Source organism: Aeromonas sp. Marseille-Q7275 (assembly GCF_965119515.1).
In genome coordinates this window covers 59030-75619 of record NZ_CBCPLW010000022.1, presented here as the reverse complement: position 1 = coordinate 75619, position 16590 = coordinate 59030, and the positions used below count along the sequence as shown (strand labels likewise).

15 protein-coding genes and 1 pseudogene are annotated in these 16590 nt (G+C 64.6%); 10 read left to right on the top strand and 6 right to left on the bottom strand.

Annotated elements, in window-relative coordinates; all coding sequences use genetic code 11:
• Positions 1-352: 352 nt before the first annotated feature.
• The 3 genes from ACWPWQ_RS18070 to ACWPWQ_RS18060 form a co-directional block, all read right to left on the bottom strand.
• Positions 353-1399 (bottom strand): NAD(P)H-dependent flavin oxidoreductase, encoded by a 1047-nt coding sequence (locus tag ACWPWQ_RS18070; RefSeq protein ID WP_454010435.1) that lies wholly within the window; start codon positions 1397-1399, stop codon positions 353-355.
• Positions 1396-1677: a helix-hairpin-helix domain-containing protein gene (locus ACWPWQ_RS18065; protein WP_454010434.1), complete on the bottom strand. Its 282-nt coding sequence runs from the start codon at positions 1675-1677 to the stop codon at positions 1396-1398. The genes ACWPWQ_RS18070 and ACWPWQ_RS18065 overlap by 4 nt, the downstream gene beginning before the upstream one ends.
• Before the next feature lie 70 nt (positions 1678-1747).
• The gene (locus tag ACWPWQ_RS18060; protein ID WP_454010433.1) at positions 1748-2389 is read right to left on the bottom strand and encodes a ribonuclease T2 family protein; all 642 of its coding nucleotides are present in this window, start codon (positions 2387-2389) and stop codon (positions 1748-1750) included.
• A 236-nt stretch (positions 2390-2625) separates the two neighbouring features.
• Between ACWPWQ_RS18060 and ACWPWQ_RS18055 the strand changes: the two genes are divergently transcribed.
• Positions 2626-3186 (top strand): gamma carbonic anhydrase family protein, encoded by a 561-nt coding sequence (locus ACWPWQ_RS18055; protein WP_106884870.1) that lies wholly within the window; start codon positions 2626-2628, stop codon positions 3184-3186.
• Between the two features lie 83 nt (positions 3187-3269).
• Here the strand turns inward: ACWPWQ_RS18055 and ACWPWQ_RS18050 are convergent, their stop codons facing one another.
• Positions 3270-5165, bottom strand: coding sequence for a PhoX family protein (locus tag ACWPWQ_RS18050; RefSeq protein WP_454010432.1), 1896 nt, complete (start codon positions 5163-5165; stop codon positions 3270-3272).
• Between the two features lie 327 nt (positions 5166-5492).
• The gene (locus tag ACWPWQ_RS18045; RefSeq protein WP_454010431.1) at positions 5493-6401 is read right to left on the bottom strand and encodes an SAM hydrolase/SAM-dependent halogenase family protein; all 909 of its coding nucleotides are present in this window, start codon (positions 6399-6401) and stop codon (positions 5493-5495) included.
• Positions 6402-6551: 150 nt separating this feature from the next.
• Here ACWPWQ_RS18045 and ACWPWQ_RS18040 point away from each other — a divergent pair, with 150 nt between their 5' ends.
• Positions 6552-7061: a hypothetical protein gene (locus ACWPWQ_RS18040; RefSeq protein ID WP_454010430.1), complete on the top strand. Its 510-nt coding sequence runs from the start codon at positions 6552-6554 to the stop codon at positions 7059-7061.
• Positions 7062-7069: 8 nt separating this feature from the next.
• Here ACWPWQ_RS18040 and ACWPWQ_RS18035 read toward each other — a convergent pair.
• A pseudogene (locus tag ACWPWQ_RS18035) lies at positions 7070-8303 on the bottom strand (MFS transporter).
• Positions 8304-8537: 234 nt separating this feature from the next.
• Here ACWPWQ_RS18035 and ACWPWQ_RS18030 point away from each other — a divergent pair.
• The 8 genes from ACWPWQ_RS18030 to ACWPWQ_RS17995 all read left to right on the top strand — a co-directional run bounded on the left by ACWPWQ_RS18030 (position 8538) and on the right by ACWPWQ_RS17995 (position 16476).
• Positions 8538-9455 carry a LysR family transcriptional regulator gene (locus ACWPWQ_RS18030; protein ID WP_454010429.1) on the top strand — a complete coding sequence of 306 codons (918 nt, stop codon included), beginning with the start codon at positions 8538-8540 and terminating at the stop codon, positions 9453-9455.
• A 125-nt stretch (positions 9456-9580) separates the two neighbouring features.
• Positions 9581-10216 (top strand): CsgG/HfaB family protein, encoded by a 636-nt coding sequence (locus ACWPWQ_RS18025; RefSeq protein ID WP_241672849.1) that lies wholly within the window; start codon positions 9581-9583, stop codon positions 10214-10216.
• An 11-nt stretch (positions 10217-10227) separates the two neighbouring features.
• Entirely contained in the window at positions 10228-10587 is a 360-nt protein-coding gene (locus ACWPWQ_RS18020) for a DUF4810 domain-containing protein (RefSeq protein WP_247627810.1), read from the top strand.
• Complete coding sequence (locus ACWPWQ_RS18015) at positions 10584-11237, top strand: DUF799 domain-containing protein (RefSeq protein WP_454010428.1); 654 nt, start codon at positions 10584-10586, stop codon at positions 11235-11237. Before ACWPWQ_RS18020 ends, ACWPWQ_RS18015 begins: the two co-directional genes overlap by 4 nt.
• 266 nt (positions 11238-11503) lie before the next feature.
• Positions 11504-12958 (top strand): GGDEF domain-containing protein, encoded by a 1455-nt coding sequence (locus tag ACWPWQ_RS18010; RefSeq protein WP_404837802.1) that lies wholly within the window; start codon positions 11504-11506, stop codon positions 12956-12958.
• A gap of 129 nt (positions 12959-13087) precedes the next feature.
• Entirely contained in the window at positions 13088-14350 is a 1263-nt protein-coding gene (locus tag ACWPWQ_RS18005) for a DEAD/DEAH box helicase (RefSeq protein ID WP_404837801.1), read from the top strand.
• 216 nt (positions 14351-14566) lie between these two features.
• Positions 14567-15874: a ferredoxin reductase family protein gene (locus tag ACWPWQ_RS18000; RefSeq protein ID WP_454010427.1), complete on the top strand. Its 1308-nt coding sequence runs from the start codon at positions 14567-14569 to the stop codon at positions 15872-15874.
• Positions 15875-16080: 206 nt separating this feature from the next.
• Positions 16081-16476, top strand: a complete 396-nt coding sequence (locus ACWPWQ_RS17995; protein ID WP_454010426.1) for a hypothetical protein — start codon at positions 16081-16083, stop codon at positions 16474-16476.
• Positions 16477-16590: the final 114 nt, after the last annotated feature.

The window sequence follows — 16590 nt, the reverse complement described above, 5'->3', positions numbered from 1 at the left end:
GAGTGAAATTCTACTCAACCGCCTTCTCGAGTCAAGCCTTATTTTCAAAGGCTTTTCGAGGTTATCGACGAGGTTGTTTGCGTTGCCGCTTGCCCTGTCGATGGAGGCGCATTATAGAGACATTGATCACATTGGCAAGCACTGACTGCAATAAAATTGCAAAAAAAGGCCATTTATTAGTTATTCATATCAAAACACAGCTTTTATACACACTTATCCACAGCTAGCCGTTAAAAAGGGCTCTGATTGATGCTCTGCACTCCCCACCACGGCAGGATCTCGACGCCGTCCAGGCCAGAAGCCTGTGCCTGTAGAGATACCTATATAAAGGAAAGCTGCAGAAGAGAGGCCATCAGGCCAGATCGGCTTCGGCGGCCCAGGCTGCGATCAGCTCGGCGGCGGCCAGGGAGCGGCAACCCGAGACATTCTGTCCGGCCCAGAGCGGCGAGAAGCCGCTGTCACCGACCTTTTCAGCAGCGGCGCGCAACGGGGCCACTGCGCCGCTGGCATGGGGGAAGTCAGGAGGCAGCGCCGAGAGAGGGCCAAGCTCCCGCATCAAACGATTCACTATCCCCCGCGCCGGACGGCCGCTGAACAGATTGGTCAGTGCGGTATGCCGGCCATGGGCCCCCTGCAGCGCCGCACGGTGCAGGGGCGAGGTCGTCGCCTCGTGACAACAGAGGAATGCCGTTCCCATCTGGACTGCGCTGGCCCCCAGCGCTAGGGCGGTCCTGATCCCCTTGCCATCGACTATGCCCCCGGCGGCGATGACAGGCAGATCCACTGCCGCCACTATCTGTGGCAACAGCGTGAAGGTGCCCTGTTGCAGACCGAGATCCTGGCTCAGGAAGTGGCCGCGATGCCCTCCCGCTTCCAGCCCCTGGGCTATGATGGCATCGGCGCCATGGTGTGCCAGCCACTGCGCTTCCGCTACCGTGGTGGCGCTGGCAAAGACGCTTGCCCCCGTGGCCTTCACCCGGGCCAGCAACCCGGGCGCCGGCAGGCCGAAGTGAAAGCTGACCACGGCGGGTCTGAACTCGCCAAGCAGAGCGGCATGCTCCGCATTGAAGGGGGCACGGCCGGGCGCCGTCGTCACGGCTCTGGCATCCACCCCGAACTCGGCATAGTAGGGCGCCAGCGCCTCTCGCCAGCGGTGCTCCTCGGCCGGATCAGGCTCACTCTGTCGATGGCAGAAGAAGTTGATGTTGAAGGGGCCAGGGCCACTGGCCGCCAGCTGTTCCAGCGCTTTGCGCAGCTCGGCCGTGCCAAGCATGGCCGCCGGCAAGGATCCCAGGGCACCCGCCCCCGTCACCGCCATGGCCAGCTCAGCGTTCTGCACCCCGGCCATGGGCGCCTGGATGATGGGGTAGCGCATCCCCAGATCGGCAAACAGGCTCATGCGCCGCCCTCTCCTTCTGCGGCGGAGGCCACCATCTGACTGCGCGCCAGCGCTATGGCACCGTCTATGGCCCCTCTGGCCTGCGGGCTGTTCTGCCAGCAGGTCGCGCCCAGCATGCTGGCCACCAGCCGGACTATGTGGCCGCTATCCGCCTCGGCCAGCTCACTCAGGCTGTGGTAGCCCAGCTGTTCGAGCCGCCCGATGACGGTGGGGCCCACCCCTTTCACCCCGAGCAGCAGGCTGCGCTCCCGTGCCGAAAACTGTTTCACGTCGGTCATTGCAGAGCTCCTTTCCGATGACTGCAGTTGCACATCAGGCCCGCAAGAGGCCTGATGAAGATAACGAGGGTCAGCGCACGCTGCGCAGCAGGAAGTCCGACTGGCCGCAGGAGCGGCGCTCCCGCTTTTGCATCTCGTCCGAACAGGGGACGGCCTCCGTCCCTTCCTTGTTGATGCAGATGTAGATCTCCCGCAGGAAACGCCCGCCGTCGGCGCAGGCCACCGTGATGGTATCGGGGGCAAGCCAGTGGTTGGCAGCGGCCAGATCCGCCTTGAGCTGGAAGGCACTCTTGCGCAGCGGTTCGACCGGGGATTGGTAGGCGGCCGGGACCCGCACCTTCTGGCGCAGATCCCTGGCCAGTTGGTGGAATGCCTGCTGGCTCAGGCCTGAGCAGGTGCCGTGCTTTTCCCACTCATGACCATAGAGGAAGCGGCTGGGGTACAGACCGGCAAACGCCTGCTCCATGGCGGGATCCAGCCGCTCGCGGGTACAGCTGCCGGGATAGCCGCGCTGATACTGGGGCCAGAGTCCGTGCAGCACGAAGCCCAACTGGCGGCTGCACTGCTCTCGATCGGCCGGCTTGATGGCGCAGTGCTCCGGTGACCAGGAGAGCGCCAGGGCGTAGTAGTCAAACTCACCTGGCCGCCCCTTGGCCTGCGCGGCCTGGGCGCACAGCAAGAACGCCACCAGGAGCAGCATCATCTTCTTCATGTCATCGTCTCCGTCATCGCAGTCAGGCCGCCCCCTTCTGGCGAGGAACACGCCCGTTTGTCAGGCCCCATGCTCCCATACAAGGGAGTCAAAGAACAACCATGCCAAATGCCCTTACCAAGAGTGGGTCAGACCAGTAAAGGGTTCCCCCACCCGGATCAGAGGCGTAAGCTGACTCTCCGGCGAGCCTCTGCGTCCCGCCATTTTCCCCGATTTCATCAGCAACAGGACATGCCATGATCCGCAAGAATCCCTCCGGTCACCTTCCCGTTATCGACGAGTCCGCCTACATCGACAAGACCGCCATCATCTGCGGCAAGGTGATCATCAAGGAGAATGTGTTTGTCGGCCCCTACGCCGTGATCCGTGCCGACGAGGTGGATGAGAGCGGCGACATGGAGCCCATCGTCATCGGTGCCAACTCCAACATTCAGGACGGCGTGGTGATCCACTCCAAGTCCGGCGCCGCCGTCACCATAGGCGAATACAGCTCCATCGCCCACCGCAGCATAGTGCACGGGCCCTGCGAAGTGGGTAACCGGGTCTTCATCGGCTTCAACAGCGTGCTGTTCAACTGCCATATTGGCGAAGGATCCGTGGTGCGTCACAACTCGGTGATCGACGGCTGCGATCTGCCCCCCGGTTTCTATGTGCCCTCCACCACCCGCATCAACCAGCAGAGCGATCTGGCCCAGATCCCCCGCGTGACCGTGGATGCCACCGAGTTCTCCGAAGACGTGGCCCACACCAACATCGACCTGGTCAAGGGCTACAAGGCGCTCTCCAACGAGTTCTGACTTCTCATTGCGCCATCGAAAAAGCCGCCCGAGGGCGGCTTTCTCTTTTCTGACATTATCTCTGCTTATATAAGCCTGCCGACTCAGGCCCCTATGATGCCGCCATCGTCCCGGGTGATCCGCAGCACGGCGGAGCGGGGAATGGCGGTGCCGCCGTCCGGGAAGTGGGAGGGAGCCCCCTCCTCCCCCGGGTGCTGCACCCCGACGAACATGGTGCGCCAGTCAGGCGTGAAGGTGAGGCCCGTGATCTCGCAGGCCACGGGGCCGGTCAGGAAGCGGCGCACCTCGCCACTCGCGGGATCGGCGCACAGCATCTGGTTGTTGCCCATGCCGGCAAACTGCTTCTCGTTGGAGTAATCGCCGTCGGTCTGGATCCAGAGCCGTCCCGCCTCGTCGAAACCGATGCCGTCCGGGCTGTTGAACATGTTGTCCGGGTGGATGTTGGCACTGCCCGCCATCAGCCCCTCCTTGTGCACACCTGGGTTGCCCGCCAGCAGGAAGAGATCCCACTCGAAGCTGTCGCTCCCGTGATCGTCCTCCATCGGGCGCCAGCGGATGATCTGGCCATAGGGGTTCTCGGCCCTGGGGTTGGCGCCATCCAGGGGCTGGTTCTCCTTGAGGCCGCGGTTCTTGTTGTTGGTCAGGGTGCAGTAGACCTCTGCCCTGTGGGGATGCACGGCCACCCACTCGGGCCTGTCCATGGTGGTGGCGCCGAGCCGGGTCGCCGCCTCCCGGGCGAAGATAAGCACCTCCCCCTGATCGGCGAAGCCGTTCTCCCGGGTCAGGCCGTGCTGGCCGTGTACCAGGGGCAGCCACTGGCCTGTGCCCCTGAGCTCCCCCTCCTTGGCCTCGAAGCGGGCCACATAGAGGGTGCCCTCGTCCAGCAGATCCCGGTTCGCGGGGTCATTGCCCGGCGCCACCTGGTTCTTGGAGACGAAGCGATAGATGTGCTCGCCCCGTTCGTCGTCGCCCAGGTAGACCACGGCGCGGCCATCCTTGTTGACGGTGAAGGCGGCATTCTCATGCTTGAAGCGGCCAAGGGCGGTGCGCTTCTTCGGGGTGGAGGCGGGATCGCGGGGATCGATTTCCACCACCCAGCCGAAGCGGTGCGGCTCCTGGGGATGCTTCGCGAGATCGAACCGCTCGTCGAACCTGTGCCAGCCAAAGCCTGCATCCTCGGCGGCCAGGCCGTAGCGGGCGGCGCGTTGGTCCAGCACCGGCTTGCCCGCACTGCCGAAGTAGCCGTTGAAGTTCTCCTCGCAGGTGAGGTAGGTGCCCCAGGGGGTCTGGCCGTTGGCGCAGTTGTTGAAGGTGCCAAGGGCGGTGCGCCCCTCGGGATCGGCCTGGGTCTTGAGCAGGGCATGGCCTGCCGCCGGGCCGCTCAGTGTCATGGGGGTGGTGGCGGTGATACGGCGGTTGAGGGCCCCCTTGGGATTGGCCTGCCATTTACCATCGATGCGCGCCAGCTCCACCAGGGAGACCCCGTGGGCCGCCTGGGCCTTGGCGACGGCCTCTGCACTGAGGGTCTTGCCGCCATCCGCGAACAGATATTCGTAGTTGGTGTATTCGTTGTTGACGGCGAGCAGGGCGCGATCCGGGCCCAGGGGGAAGAAGCTCATGCCGTCGTTGTTGTCGCCAAACTGGCGTGCCTGGGCCTTGGCATCATTGCTCTGGGCAAAGGCGGGGGCATCGGGGAAGAGGGCATCCCCCCAGGCGATCAGCACCTCGGCCTTGTAGCCGGGCGGCACCACTATGGTGTCGGCCACCGAGGCGGGCACGGCCTGGAAGCCGAGCAGCGGCTGGGTCGCGGCGGCCACGGCGCGGGCCACCGGGCTCGCGGCGAAGAAGGCCACCATGCTGGCGGCGCCCATCCCCTTCAGGAAACCACGGCGGCTCAGGCCGGCCTCGATCAGGCGGTTGAATTCCGGCTCCTGCTCCCGGGGATGGTTGGCGCTGTCTCTCTCGTCAAAACGGCTCATCGGCTTTTCCTTGTTCTCTGTGCTGGCGTCATTGCGTAATCACTGCGTCCGGCCACAGCATGGCGGCACTTTATTAAACAAGGATGACAAGCGATGAGATAACCGCCTGGCCCGACAAGGCGCTACCGCCCAAGACAAGGGGCGGTGGACACGAGTCCCACCGCCCCAAGAGACGTATCGCCGACAGAAGGGTTGAACCCTAGCCGCACTTCTTCAGGCTGGTATGCCGTTTGTACCAGATAGCACTCGCTGACAGCCTCCCGCTAGCCGCACTTCTTCAGGCTGGTATGCCGTTTGTACCGGATTGCACCCGCTGGCAGCCTCCCTCTAGCCGCACTTCTTCAGGCTGATCTGCCAGTTGGCGCCGGATTGCACCTGATGTCTGGCGGCGAAGTTGTCCATGTTCAGGGCCACCGACACCTGCAACAGGCTGTTGAGGTAGACCAGGGGCTGGCCTTGTGGCACATCGCCAAAGCTGCTGACGTAGGGGGCCTTGCCCTCGTATTTCAGCGCATCCCCTTCGCTGATCCTGATGCAGGCGTTGTCCCCCTTGTTGATGCCTGCCTTGCCGAGCACGGCCTCGTCGATGTTGGTCCAGACGTTGCCGTACTGCACGTCCAGAATGGGGATGGTGCCCTTCAAGGTGCCATCCTGCTCGACCACAGCAGGCTGATAGGGGATGGTCACCACCTCGGCAGGCAATTTGGGCCCCACCTGCTCGAAGCTGATGGCACCGGAGGCGAGGCGGGCGCCGGTGTAGGCGTAGACGTCGCGCCCGTGGAAGGTATAGGACTTCTCGGAGCCCTTGAGGCGGTTGGTCTTCTCGTCTATCTGGCGCACCGCCTCGATACCGAAGTGCTCCGCCGCCAGGGTCAGGGTGCCGTTGTCCGGGCTGACGATGTAGTGGCCGCTCCTGGTCTTGAGCACCACCGACTTGCGTTCGGTGCCGACACCGGGGTCCACCACGCTGACGAAGACGGTGCCCGCAGGCCAGTATTGCAGGGTCTGGTAGAGGCGGTAGGAGGCTTCCCAGATGTTGTAGGCCGGGATCTCGTGGGTCAGATCATGGAGCGGCAGGGTGCGGTCCACCCCGAAGGCGACCCCCTTCATGGCGGAGACGGCGCCATCCTTGAGACCGAAGTCGGTCTGGAACACCAGGGCCTCGTTGGCAAGGGCACTCGCCCCCACCAGAGAGAGGGCGAGCACGAGGGCGCGGGGGACGATACGAATATCCATGTCAGGGCTCCTTCCAAGACGTTTGGACGTCCAGATTGCCACTCAAGGAGATCTTTGCAACCCCTGATGCCCGAATGGGGGGCGAAATGACTCGCCAATCCGCCCCGTGCGGGTGTATCCATGGGGCATCCAACGCCGGGAGCACATCAGATGACCAGAGAGCATCACGACACCATTTTGCTGAGCCTGGGCAATACCCGGAGCCGAGTGCAGATCACCGCGGCCGATGGCACCAGCCAGACATTTGCATTGACACTGGGGCTCGATGCCCTGACCCCGGGACCCTTTCGCCGGGACCCGACGAGCGCCCTGGAGCTGGAGCAGGCCATCCTGGTAGCGGAGGATCCGCCGAGCGCCCTCGAGCTAGAGCAGGCCATCATGGTGGTGGAGGATGTGCTGATGCCCCTCGCGGCCCGGATCCCGCCCCACCCCGCGCTGCACCTGCACAGCCCCGTGCCCCTGGCCGAGCCCCTGGGCAGCCGGGTGCAGAGCCGGGAGAACATAGAGCGGCTGTTCGGCCAGCTGGTTGCCATGGTGGAGGGGGATCCCCTGGCATCGGCCCAGTTGCCGAAGGATCGCCGTTTCGCCGCCGCCCTGCTTATCCTGCGGGAGTGGATGCACCACCTGGATGCCGGCAGCGTCGTCCTGGTCGATGGGTGATGCCCTCGTCAGGCGGCGGGCTCGAAGCGATGCCGTGACAGGGCCCAGGCCAGCCCAAGGCTGGTCAGCGTGCTGCCGACGAACAGCAGATCCAGCGCCGCCAGGAGGCCTGCACCGTCGCTCACCCAGCCCAGCAGCGCGGGCACCCAGTTCGCCACATAGGCGATCACATAGAAGAGGGAGAGCAGCCGCGCGTGGCTGGCCGGGGGCGCGATGCGATTGATCAGGGTGGCGCTGCCCACGAACACGGCCCCCTGGGCGTAGCCCGCCACCAGCAACCCGAGCCCCGCCAGCCAGCCTGGCAGGCCGTGCACGGCGCCGGCAAACAGCAGCACGCAAAGCGCCAGGGCCAGGCAGCCGCTTTGCAGGGTATGGCGGGCATCGAGGCGACGGGCCCAGAGCTGGCAAAGCCCGGAGAAGACCAGATAGGCCGCGATGAGATAGCCGAACAGCCCCAGATCCCTCATGCCCAGCAACTCGCTCACCACCTTGGGGCCGATGGCCAGCAGGCTGGCCGCCACCGCCCAGGCGGTGAAGAGCGCCAGGGCGCAGAGAAAGAACCCGGCCCCCGTGGCCCTGAGCCCCTCCCCAGGGATCCCCACCCGGCCCGCTCGGGGCGGCCACCGTCGTCCTGGCTCCTCTTGGCCAGCTCAGTACCAGGCCCGCGATGGCGCAGCTCGCCATTCCCAGGATCAGCAGGAAGGGCAAGGTGGTCGGGTAGCAGTCCAGTTGCAGCGCCAGGCCGCTGAACACGGGCCCGAGGGCCAGCCCGGCGGTGAAGGAGAGGGTGGCGCTCAGGGCCGCCCGCTTGCCGCCATCCTGAGGGCCAAAGCGCAGCAGCGCCACGTTGGCGGCGCCGGTCAGGCTGCCCGTGCCAATCCCGGCCAGGACCCGCGCCAGCAGCAGGGACCAGAAGCTGTCGGCCAGGGAGAAGAGCAGGGCGCCGCCCCCGACCGCCAGCAGGGCGGGCAGGATCAGGGTGCGCAGATCCGCCACCCTTCCCGCCAGGTTGCCCACCCCGAACAGGGCGATCAGCACGCCCCCCGCATAGCCGCCATAGATGAAGCTGAGGCCGAGATCGCTCAGGGCCAGCGCCGCCTGGTAATGGGGATAGAGCGGGGTGGGCACGCTGCTGTTGAGCAGGGCCGACATCAGGGCCAGGGCCAGAAACCCGAGCAGGCGGGGGCGAACATCGACCTCGCTGCCGTGGGCAGCAGTTGGGGCGCAGGGGGATGACATCAAGACTCCAATCACAGACAAGGGAAGCGCTATCGGGAGCGCCATCATAGCGATCCCGTCCGCCCCGGGCTGCGGCAGTTCTGCATCATGGCGATTCAAATTTGCATCACAGGGGCGGTTGTTCCGTCCCACCTTGAGTGCTGAGGGGCGGGATCGGACGGCCCCTTGTGCTGCCGCCCCCTCTGGCATCTAATACTCCGGCGCCAATCGGGCGTCCTGCTTGAGCGAGGAGCAAGCATGATCAACTGGGATGACGCCCGCTTCTTTCTGGCCCTGGCACGGCGGGGCAGCCTGCGCCGGGCCGGCCTCGAACTCGGGGTCGATCAGGCCACCGTCGGGCGACGGGTCGGCCTCTTCGAGCAGCAGCTGGGGGCCAAGCTGTTTATCCGCACCCCCAGGCACTATCGGCTCAGCCCCGTGGGGGAGGCGCTCTTGCCCCAGGCACAGGCCATGGCGCAGGCGGCCCTGGCCATGGATCGCGCGGCCAGCCTGGGGGAGCTGGAGGGGGAGATCTGCATCGCCACCACGGACACCCTGGCCCAGGGCTTCGTGCTGCCAGCCTTCAACCTGCTGCGCCAGCGCCACCCCGGCATCCGCCTCAAGCTGCTGACCGCGGTCAGCGTGAGCGACATCCCCAATCAGGAGGCGGACCTTGCCATTCGCAGCGTGCGCCCCGAGCAGGGAGATCTGGTGGTCAAACGGCTCGCCACCATCAGGATGGGGCTCTACGCCTCCTCCGACTACCTGGCCCGCCGCGGCACGCCCCGCTCGGGTCAGGCGCTGCAACAGCACGACCTGCTGCTCTTTCCCAGGGAGCTGGTGGCCCGCCACTGGCTGAGCCTGTGCGGTGAACCCCTCCATGAGCCCAATGTGGTGCTGCAAAGCAACGCCCAGCTGGTGCTGATGGGGGCGGCCCGCCAGGGGCTCGGCATAGCGCTGCTCTCCACCTTCCTCGCCGAGGAGGATCCGGGCCTGGTGCGCCTGCTGCCTGACCAGCACGACCCCATCGACATCTGGATGGTGCTGCCCCCGGATGTGCAGAAGCCGGGGCGGAGGCGCGCCCTGGTGGCGGCCCTGGAGGAGGTGTCCCAGCGCCATCAGGAGCCCCGGCCCCCCCCCCCCCCCGCCACGCCAGCCCAAACGCACACTGATTGAGCGGCTATGCCCCCCATACGGGGCACTTTCTTCGCAGCGAACAATGTTAGAGTCCGCCGTTGTTTTTTCCTTAAATAACGGGACGTTACATGAAGAAGTTTGTTGTTTCATCTGGTGTCATTTTGATGGCGGGATTGTTGACAGCTTGTGCGAGCGAGTCGTCGCGCTCCCTGGAAGTGCCCAAGGTCGCCTCTTATCAGAGCCACTATCAGGGCACTCGCAGCCCCATCGCCGTCGGCAAGTTCGATAACCGCTCCAGCTACATGCGTGGCATCTTCTCCGACGGCGTGGACCGACTGGGCAGCCAGGCGAAAACCGTGCTGATCACCCATCTGCAACAGACCGGCCGCTTCAGCGTGCTGGATCGCGACAACATGGAAGAGATCAAGGCGGAAGCCGGGATCAAGCAACAGGCCCAGCAGCTCAAGGGCGCCGACTATGTGGTCACAGGTGACGTCACCGAGTTTGGTCGCAAGGAAGTCGGCGATCATCAGCTGTTTGGCATCCTGGGCCGCGGCAAGTCCCAGATCGCCTACGCCAAGGTCAACCTCAACATAGTCAACGTCACCACCTCTGAAGTGGTCTTCTCTTCCCAGGGCGCCGGGGAGTACGAGCTCTCCAACCGCGAAATCGTCGGCTTCGGCGGCACCGCCAGCTACGACTCCACCCTCAACGGCAAGGTGTTGGATCTCGCCATCCGGGAAGCCGTCAACAACCTGGTGAGCGGCATCGAGACCGGCGCCTGGCGTCCGGCCCAATAAGGAGAGACGAGATGACCATGTCCAAGCTTTCCCTGCTGCTGGCCAGCGGCCTGCTGCTGAGTGCCTGTGCCCAGGCGCCAAAGACGCTCTACAACTGGGATCAATACCAGGGGGTGGTTTACCAGCACATGCAGGGTGACGACACCGGGGTTGAAGCCCAGATAGACGCGCTGGAGAAAAACCAGCAAGAGGCCAGCGCCAAGGGTCAGGCGGTGCCGCCCGGCTTCCACGCTCACCTGGGCATGCTCTATGCCCAGCTCGGCAAGGATGCGCAGACCCGCGAGCAGTTCGAGACCGAGAAACGTCTCTTCCCTGAATCGGCACCCTTCATGAACTTCCTGATGTCCAACCAGAAGGGGGCGACCCAATGACACTGCGCACTTTCCTTGCCCTGATACTGGGCACCCTGCTGCTGAGCGGCTGCGCAAAGGGCCCCGGCTACGACTACGGCAATTTCAAGGAGAGCAGACCGACCTCCATCCTGGTGCTGCCACCGGTGAATCACTCGCCTGATATCAAGGCGGGGGCCAGCCTGCAGTCCCAGATCACCTACCCGCTCGCCGAGTCCGGCTATTACGTGCTGCCGGTGGCGGTCACCAACGAGACCTTCCGGCAGAACGGGGTGACCGAGCCGACGGACATTCATGCCCTGCCCATCAAGAAGCTCCACGAGATCTACGGTGCCGATACCGCCCTGTACCTCGACATCAAGGACTATGGCACCAGCTATCTGGTCATCTCCAGCGAGACTGTGGTCACCGCCAGCGCCCGCCTGGTGGATCTGCGCACCGGCAAGCTGCTGTGGGAAGGCAGTGCCAGCGCCAGCAGTGCCGAACAGCAGAGCAATTCGGGGGGCGGCCTCATCGGCATGCTGGTGGTGGCTGTCGTCAATCAGATTGCCAACACCATCACCGACAAGGGCCATGAAATCGCCGGGATCACCAGCTTCAGGCTGCTCAGCGCCGACATGCCCAACGGCATTCTCCATGGCCCCTACTCGCCGAAGTTCCAGACAAGATAAGGCACGGCGCCGCCGTACGACAGGAGAGGCGTCATGCCCTCTGATTGCCCCCCATCCCCGCCAGTTTGCCTCCCCCAACACGAGCTGGTGCTGACCGTCTATCTTGTTGATATTGGCGGTTCATTTCTCGTGTATCGGTTGTTCAGACCCCCAATTTCGTCTGGTGATGCCAGGCAAAATCAGTTACAAGAAAGTCCTCTGTCACCACCCGGGAGCGTTATGGCATGGCGGGATCACTGTTGCGCACCCTGCCCCGCAGGTGGCTGATGCGATTCGCACTCCTCTGCCTGGCGCTGGCGGGGCTGGGGCTGGTGTTCAACTACACCTACCTCAGCATCAGGCACGACATGCAGCTCATCACCGCCAAACAACCGAACCTGTTCGAGGTGTTCTATCAACGGGCCCGCGTGCTGGCGCCAGAGAAACTGGCCCGATTCATCGACAACAGCAGCATCAAGACACCCATCTTCAGCGAGAACGGGGATGCGACTGCCTATGCCTATGGCTATGATCTCGCCACCCTGGCTCGCCTGGCGGTCATCCCCATACTGCCGCCCGCCAACCAGATGCTCACCGCCTACCAATATGTGCTCTCCTACCCCGAGGTCCTCAACCTCTACGCCCTCTATAACGATCGTCGCATGCTTGGCATGGTGACGGACAAACGGATGCTTCCGAACCAGTTGCAGCCGGTCAACACCAACCTCAATGACATCGAGCCCTGGACCCACTATTTCGGCTGTGCCTTCTTCGCAGCCACCCATGTGCCCTGCAGCACGGATGAGGCCTGGGTATCGGACATCTACACCGACACCTTCACCGGGTTGAAGAACATCACCCTCTACTTCCCCTTCGTCTTCTACGATTCCGCCTTAGCGGACTACCGCTATGGCCTGACGGGCATAGACATCGCCATCGACGAGGCCTTCAAGGATGTGTTTCACCCCTTCGAGGGGCTCAATCCGACTCGCACCGTCATCTCTTTCGAGGAGGTCGAACCCTGCCGCCCCTTGCATCTCTGCCTGAATACCCGCTTCATGCAGACCAAGGCCGGCAACGACCTCTTTCTCAAGTGGTCATACAGCTACGGCGATGCCGTCCGGGCCGTGCTCTATGGCCCGGCCTTCAAGCTCTATCTGATCGCCCTGCTGCTGTTGATGCTGACGGGGCGGGGCATCTACAGTCGCCTGCGTACCCTGGCACTGACCGATCACCTGACCCGGCTGCCGAGACGGGACATCCTGGATCAGGGCCTGCTGCAGGAGCACGACTACCTGATGCTGCTGGACATAGACAACTTCAAGTCCATCAACGACACCCATGGTCACGGGGTGGGAGATCTGGCCCTCGCCGCCTTCGCCCGTCATCTGACGACCAATATGCGCAAGGGGGACAAGGCCATTCGCTGGGGGGGCGAGGAGTTTATCGTCCTCTACAAGGGGCTCAACGACGAGGCCAGCATGCACCAGACGGTGGCCCGCCTGCTGGCATCACAGCTGGTGATCCCGGAACTGCCCGCCCCCATCACCTTCTCGGCGGGCATCATCCGCATCCGCGATTACCTGACGGTCGCCGAGGCCACCGATCTGGCCGATGCGCTGCTCTACCACGTCAAGCAGCATGGCAAGCACAACATCGCCTTCTACTCTGGGCAAAGCATCGGGCTCATCAGCCCCCCCGAGATGCTGGGCCAACCGGCGAAACCCAGGGGGCCAGGCTGACCCTGCCAGCGGCGCCTTCCCATGACGCCGCAATCGCCTTCTGCTCCGGGGGGCGCTTCTGCTACCATCCCGGCCACTATCATTGTTTCCGTCACGGCCCTGGCCGCGATAACCCCACACTGGTGCCCTATGTCCATTGCCTCCTTCGCCGAACTGGCCCTCTCCCCCCGCCTGCAACAGACCTTGCGCGAGCTGGGTTATGCCGCGCCGACCCCTATTCAGGCCAGCGCCATCCCCCTCATTCTCGCGGGGCGGGATCTGATGGCGGGGGCCCAGACCGGCACCGGCAAGACCGCCGCCTTCGTGCTGCCGCTGCTGGAGCAACTGATGCAGCAGCCAGCAAGCGAGGCTCCGCGCCCCATCCGTGCCCTGGTGCTGGTGCCGACCCGCGAGCTGGCGGTGCAGGTCGCCGAGAGTGTGGCGCGCTACGGTCAGGGCACAGGCCTCACCAGCACGCTAGTCTACGGCGGGGTCAGCATTGCCGCCCAGGTGGAGGCGCTGAAAGAGGGGGTGGATCTGCTCATCGCCACCCCGGGCCGCTTGCTCGACCATCTGCGCCAGGGGGCCCTGAGCCTTGAAAGCCTTGGCCATCTGGTGTTTGACGAGGCGGACCGCATGCTCGACATGGGCTTTATGGACGAGATAAAGGCCCTGCTCAGACAGATACCGGCGGATCGCCAGACCCTGCTGTTTTCGGCCACCTGCGACGACAACCTCTTTGCCTTGAGCCGGGTGCTCTTGCGCGACCCGGCGCTGATCGAGGTGGCACCGCGCAACACCACGGCAGCCGAGGTGGAGCAGCGGGTCTATGCGGTGGATGGGGATCGCAAGCTGGCGCTGGTCGAACACATGTTGACCGTGAAGGGCTGGGCACCGGCCCTGATCTTCAGCCGCACCCGCCAGGGGGCGGACAAGCTGGCCCAGCAGCTCGGCAAGGCGGGCATCAATGCGCTCGCCTTCCACGGCGATCTGTCGCAAAGCGCCCGGGAGAAGGTGTTGCTGGAGTTTCGCGCCGGCACCCTGCAGGCGCTGGTCGCCACCGACGTGGCGGCTCGCGGCCTCGATATCAGCGATCTCAACTATGTGATCAACCTGGAGTTCCCCCACCAGCCTGAGGATTACGTCCACCGCATAGGTCGCACCGGCCGCGCCGGCAACAAGGGGCTCGCCATCACCCTGTTCAGCCCGGAAGATGCGCCCCTGCTGGAGAAGGTCGAAGCCGTGCTCGACACCCGCTTGCCCCAGCAGTGGTTCCCGGGCTTTGAGCCGGATCTCACCCGCTTCGACCCCGAGCCGCGCCGCAGCGGCAAGGGGGCCCAGAAGCAGAAGGCCAGAAAGCAGGCCCTCGCGGGCAACAAGGGCGGCAAGGGCGGCAAGGGGCGCAAGCCCTGACACAGGGGTCTTGCGGGGGCTCGGCCATGCGGGCCCTCCGCTTTCTCACTATCCTGGGTCGGATGAAGGGCTGGCTTCCGTTCTTCGACCGTGCTCCTTCCTGCGCCCTCCTGCTCTGCCCCCTTCCTCTGGCCCGGCGACCCCTTGCCACAATCTGCTACAAAAGAGGTAGTAAAGGGGCACACTCTTGCCACAAAGGGGGCGTGCAATGGAGGCATGGACAAGGAGGACATCATGAAACCCGCATCCCTCACCTGGGCCCTGCCCCTGACCCTCACCCTGCTCTGGCTCTCTGGTCTCACCCAATGGCCCACCGGTCTCTGGCCCTGGCGCCATGAGCTACTGATCCTGACCGGCCTGCTCGGCCTCGGCGCCATGACACTCTCTTTGCTGCTTGCCCTGCGCCTGCCGAGGCTAGAGGCCTGGTGCGGCGGGCTGGATCGCATGTTGCGCCTGCATCGCAGCAGTGCCCTCTGGGCCACCGGTACCCTGATGGCCCACTGGCTGCTGGTGGAGGCCCCCAAGTGGGCCGTCACCGCCGACTGGCTGACCCGACCGGCGCGCCGCGGTGCTGGTGCTGGTGCTGGTGCTGGTGCTGGCAACGATGCCCTCTGGCACAGCCTCGGCAATACCCTGGGGGAGTGGGGTTTCTATCTGCTGCTGGCCCTGGTGGTGGTGAGCCTGCTTGCGGTGGTGCGCTACGAGCGCTTCAGGGTGGTCCACCGGCTGGCCCCGGTCATCTATCTGATGGGCTGGCTGCACGGACTCTGCCTGCTGCCGCGCATCGGCGCCCTGACCCCGGTCGGCCTGACCCTGCTCATCGGTGGCGGGGTGGGCGCCCTGGGGGCGCTCTACTCCCTGTTTGGCCGGGTGGGCCGGGACGCGCGCCACCAGGGAAGGGTCAGCACCCTCACCCCTCTGGACGCACGTACCCTGGAGATCCGGGTCGCCCTGGCCTCTCCCCTGCACGGCTATCGCCCCGGACAGTTCGCCTTCTTCGACTTCGCCGGGCGCGGCGAACCTCACCCCTACACCCTGGTCGATGTCTCGGCAGACTGCCGCACCCTGACCCTGGCGGTGCGCGCCCTCGGGGATCACACCCGCTGGCTGCACCGCCACCTCAGGGTCGGCGATGCGGTCATCGTGACCGGCCCCTATGGCGCCTTTGCCCTGCCAGATCCGGCCCCCGCACTCTGGGTGGGCGCAGGTATCGGCATCACCCCCTTCGTCGCCTGGCTGGAGGCCCTGGTACGCCGTGGCGAGACACGCCCGGGCACCACCTTGCTGCAATGCGCCCCCACCGTCGAGGCCGCCCCCTATCACGTTCATCTGGCCGAGCTGTGCCGCCGGGCCGGGGTCGATTACCGGTTGCATCTGGAGTCCGAGCGCGGCCGGCTGGATCTGACCGCACTCGGGGCTCAGCAACACACTCCCGTCTGGTTCTGCGGCCCCGAGCCCATGGCCCAGACCCTGGATGCCCATCTGGCCACCCCGCTGCACCGGGAGCTGTTTCGCTTTCGCTAGCCTCCAGATAAAGCCCATAGGTTCAGGGGCATGATCAAAGAGGGCCTCCCCGGGGAGGCCCTTTTCATATCAGATGCACCTCGCTCGCAGCCTCTGACTTGCGACCATAAAACCTCGAACTAGGACAGCGCCCCTCATTCGGGTATTGATGCATACGGAATGAATAAGCATTATCTGCCGCCCCTGGTCATGGATAAGAATGTTGTATGTCCTTTGATAAAAAGCACGGTGAGTTCATCTTCAATGTGCAGGAACACCTGGTCACCTGCGAGCTGATCGGCCCTTTCAATGAGGAGGGTATGCTGGCGTGGATTGCACAGATAAAGCGGGTGGTGAACAGCCTGGACGGGAAGCGTTTCTGCGCCCTGGTGGATCATCGTCAGCATCAGGGGGTGGTGCTATCCGCCCTGCCCCATCTGCAGGATACCTATGCGTGGCTTGCCCAGAAGAATCTGGTGGCCATCGCCTCCCTCTATTCGACCAAGGTGCTCCACCACATCGCCCTCTCCTGCCTGTCCCTCACCCACCCGGGCCATATCCAGGCATTCAACGACCCTCAAGCGGCCATCGCCTGGCTGGATGCCCAATATCAGGCGCAGTAGGCAGCCCGGCAGAGATTAAGAGGGCGGTATCAACGCCCTCAGATACCACTCCCGGCAGCAATCGACGGCGAATTCCCCGGAGACAAGAAATGGGCGCCCGTCGGGAGCGCCGCA

Coding starts and splice junctions, on each gene's coding strand:
- ACWPWQ_RS18010 (WP_404837802.1), top strand. CDS start 11,504: ATGCGATTCGCACTCCTCTGCCTGGCGCTGGCGGGGCTGGGGCTGGTG.
- ACWPWQ_RS18060 (WP_454010433.1), bottom strand. CDS start 2,389: ATGAAGAAGATGATGCTGCTCCTGGTGGCGTTCTTGCTGTGCGCCCAG.
- ACWPWQ_RS17995 (WP_454010426.1), top strand. CDS start 16,081: ATGTCCTTTGATAAAAAGCACGGTGAGTTCATCTTCAATGTGCAGGAA.
- ACWPWQ_RS18030 (WP_454010429.1), top strand. CDS start 8,538: ATGATCAACTGGGATGACGCCCGCTTCTTTCTGGCCCTGGCACGGCGG.
- ACWPWQ_RS18050 (WP_454010432.1), bottom strand. CDS start 5,165: ATGAGCCGTTTTGACGAGAGAGACAGCGCCAACCATCCCCGGGAGCAG.
- ACWPWQ_RS18065 (WP_454010434.1), bottom strand. CDS start 1,677: ATGACCGACGTGAAACAGTTTTCGGCACGGGAGCGCAGCCTGCTGCTC.
- ACWPWQ_RS18020 (WP_247627810.1), top strand. CDS start 10,228: ATGACCATGTCCAAGCTTTCCCTGCTGCTGGCCAGCGGCCTGCTGCTG.
- ACWPWQ_RS18005 (WP_404837801.1), top strand. CDS start 13,088: ATGTCCATTGCCTCCTTCGCCGAACTGGCCCTCTCCCCCCGCCTGCAA.
- ACWPWQ_RS18015 (WP_454010428.1), top strand. CDS start 10,584: ATGACACTGCGCACTTTCCTTGCCCTGATACTGGGCACCCTGCTGCTG.
- ACWPWQ_RS18040 (WP_454010430.1), top strand. CDS start 6,552: ATGACCAGAGAGCATCACGACACCATTTTGCTGAGCCTGGGCAATACC.
- ACWPWQ_RS18070 (WP_454010435.1), bottom strand. CDS start 1,399: ATGAGCCTGTTTGCCGATCTGGGGATGCGCTACCCCATCATCCAGGCG.
- ACWPWQ_RS18000 (WP_454010427.1), top strand. CDS start 14,567: ATGGACAAGGAGGACATCATGAAACCCGCATCCCTCACCTGGGCCCTG.
- ACWPWQ_RS18055 (WP_106884870.1), top strand. CDS start 2,626: ATGATCCGCAAGAATCCCTCCGGTCACCTTCCCGTTATCGACGAGTCC.
- ACWPWQ_RS18025 (WP_241672849.1), top strand. CDS start 9,581: ATGGCGGGATTGTTGACAGCTTGTGCGAGCGAGTCGTCGCGCTCCCTG.
- ACWPWQ_RS18045 (WP_454010431.1), bottom strand. CDS start 6,401: ATGGATATTCGTATCGTCCCCCGCGCCCTCGTGCTCGCCCTCTCTCTG.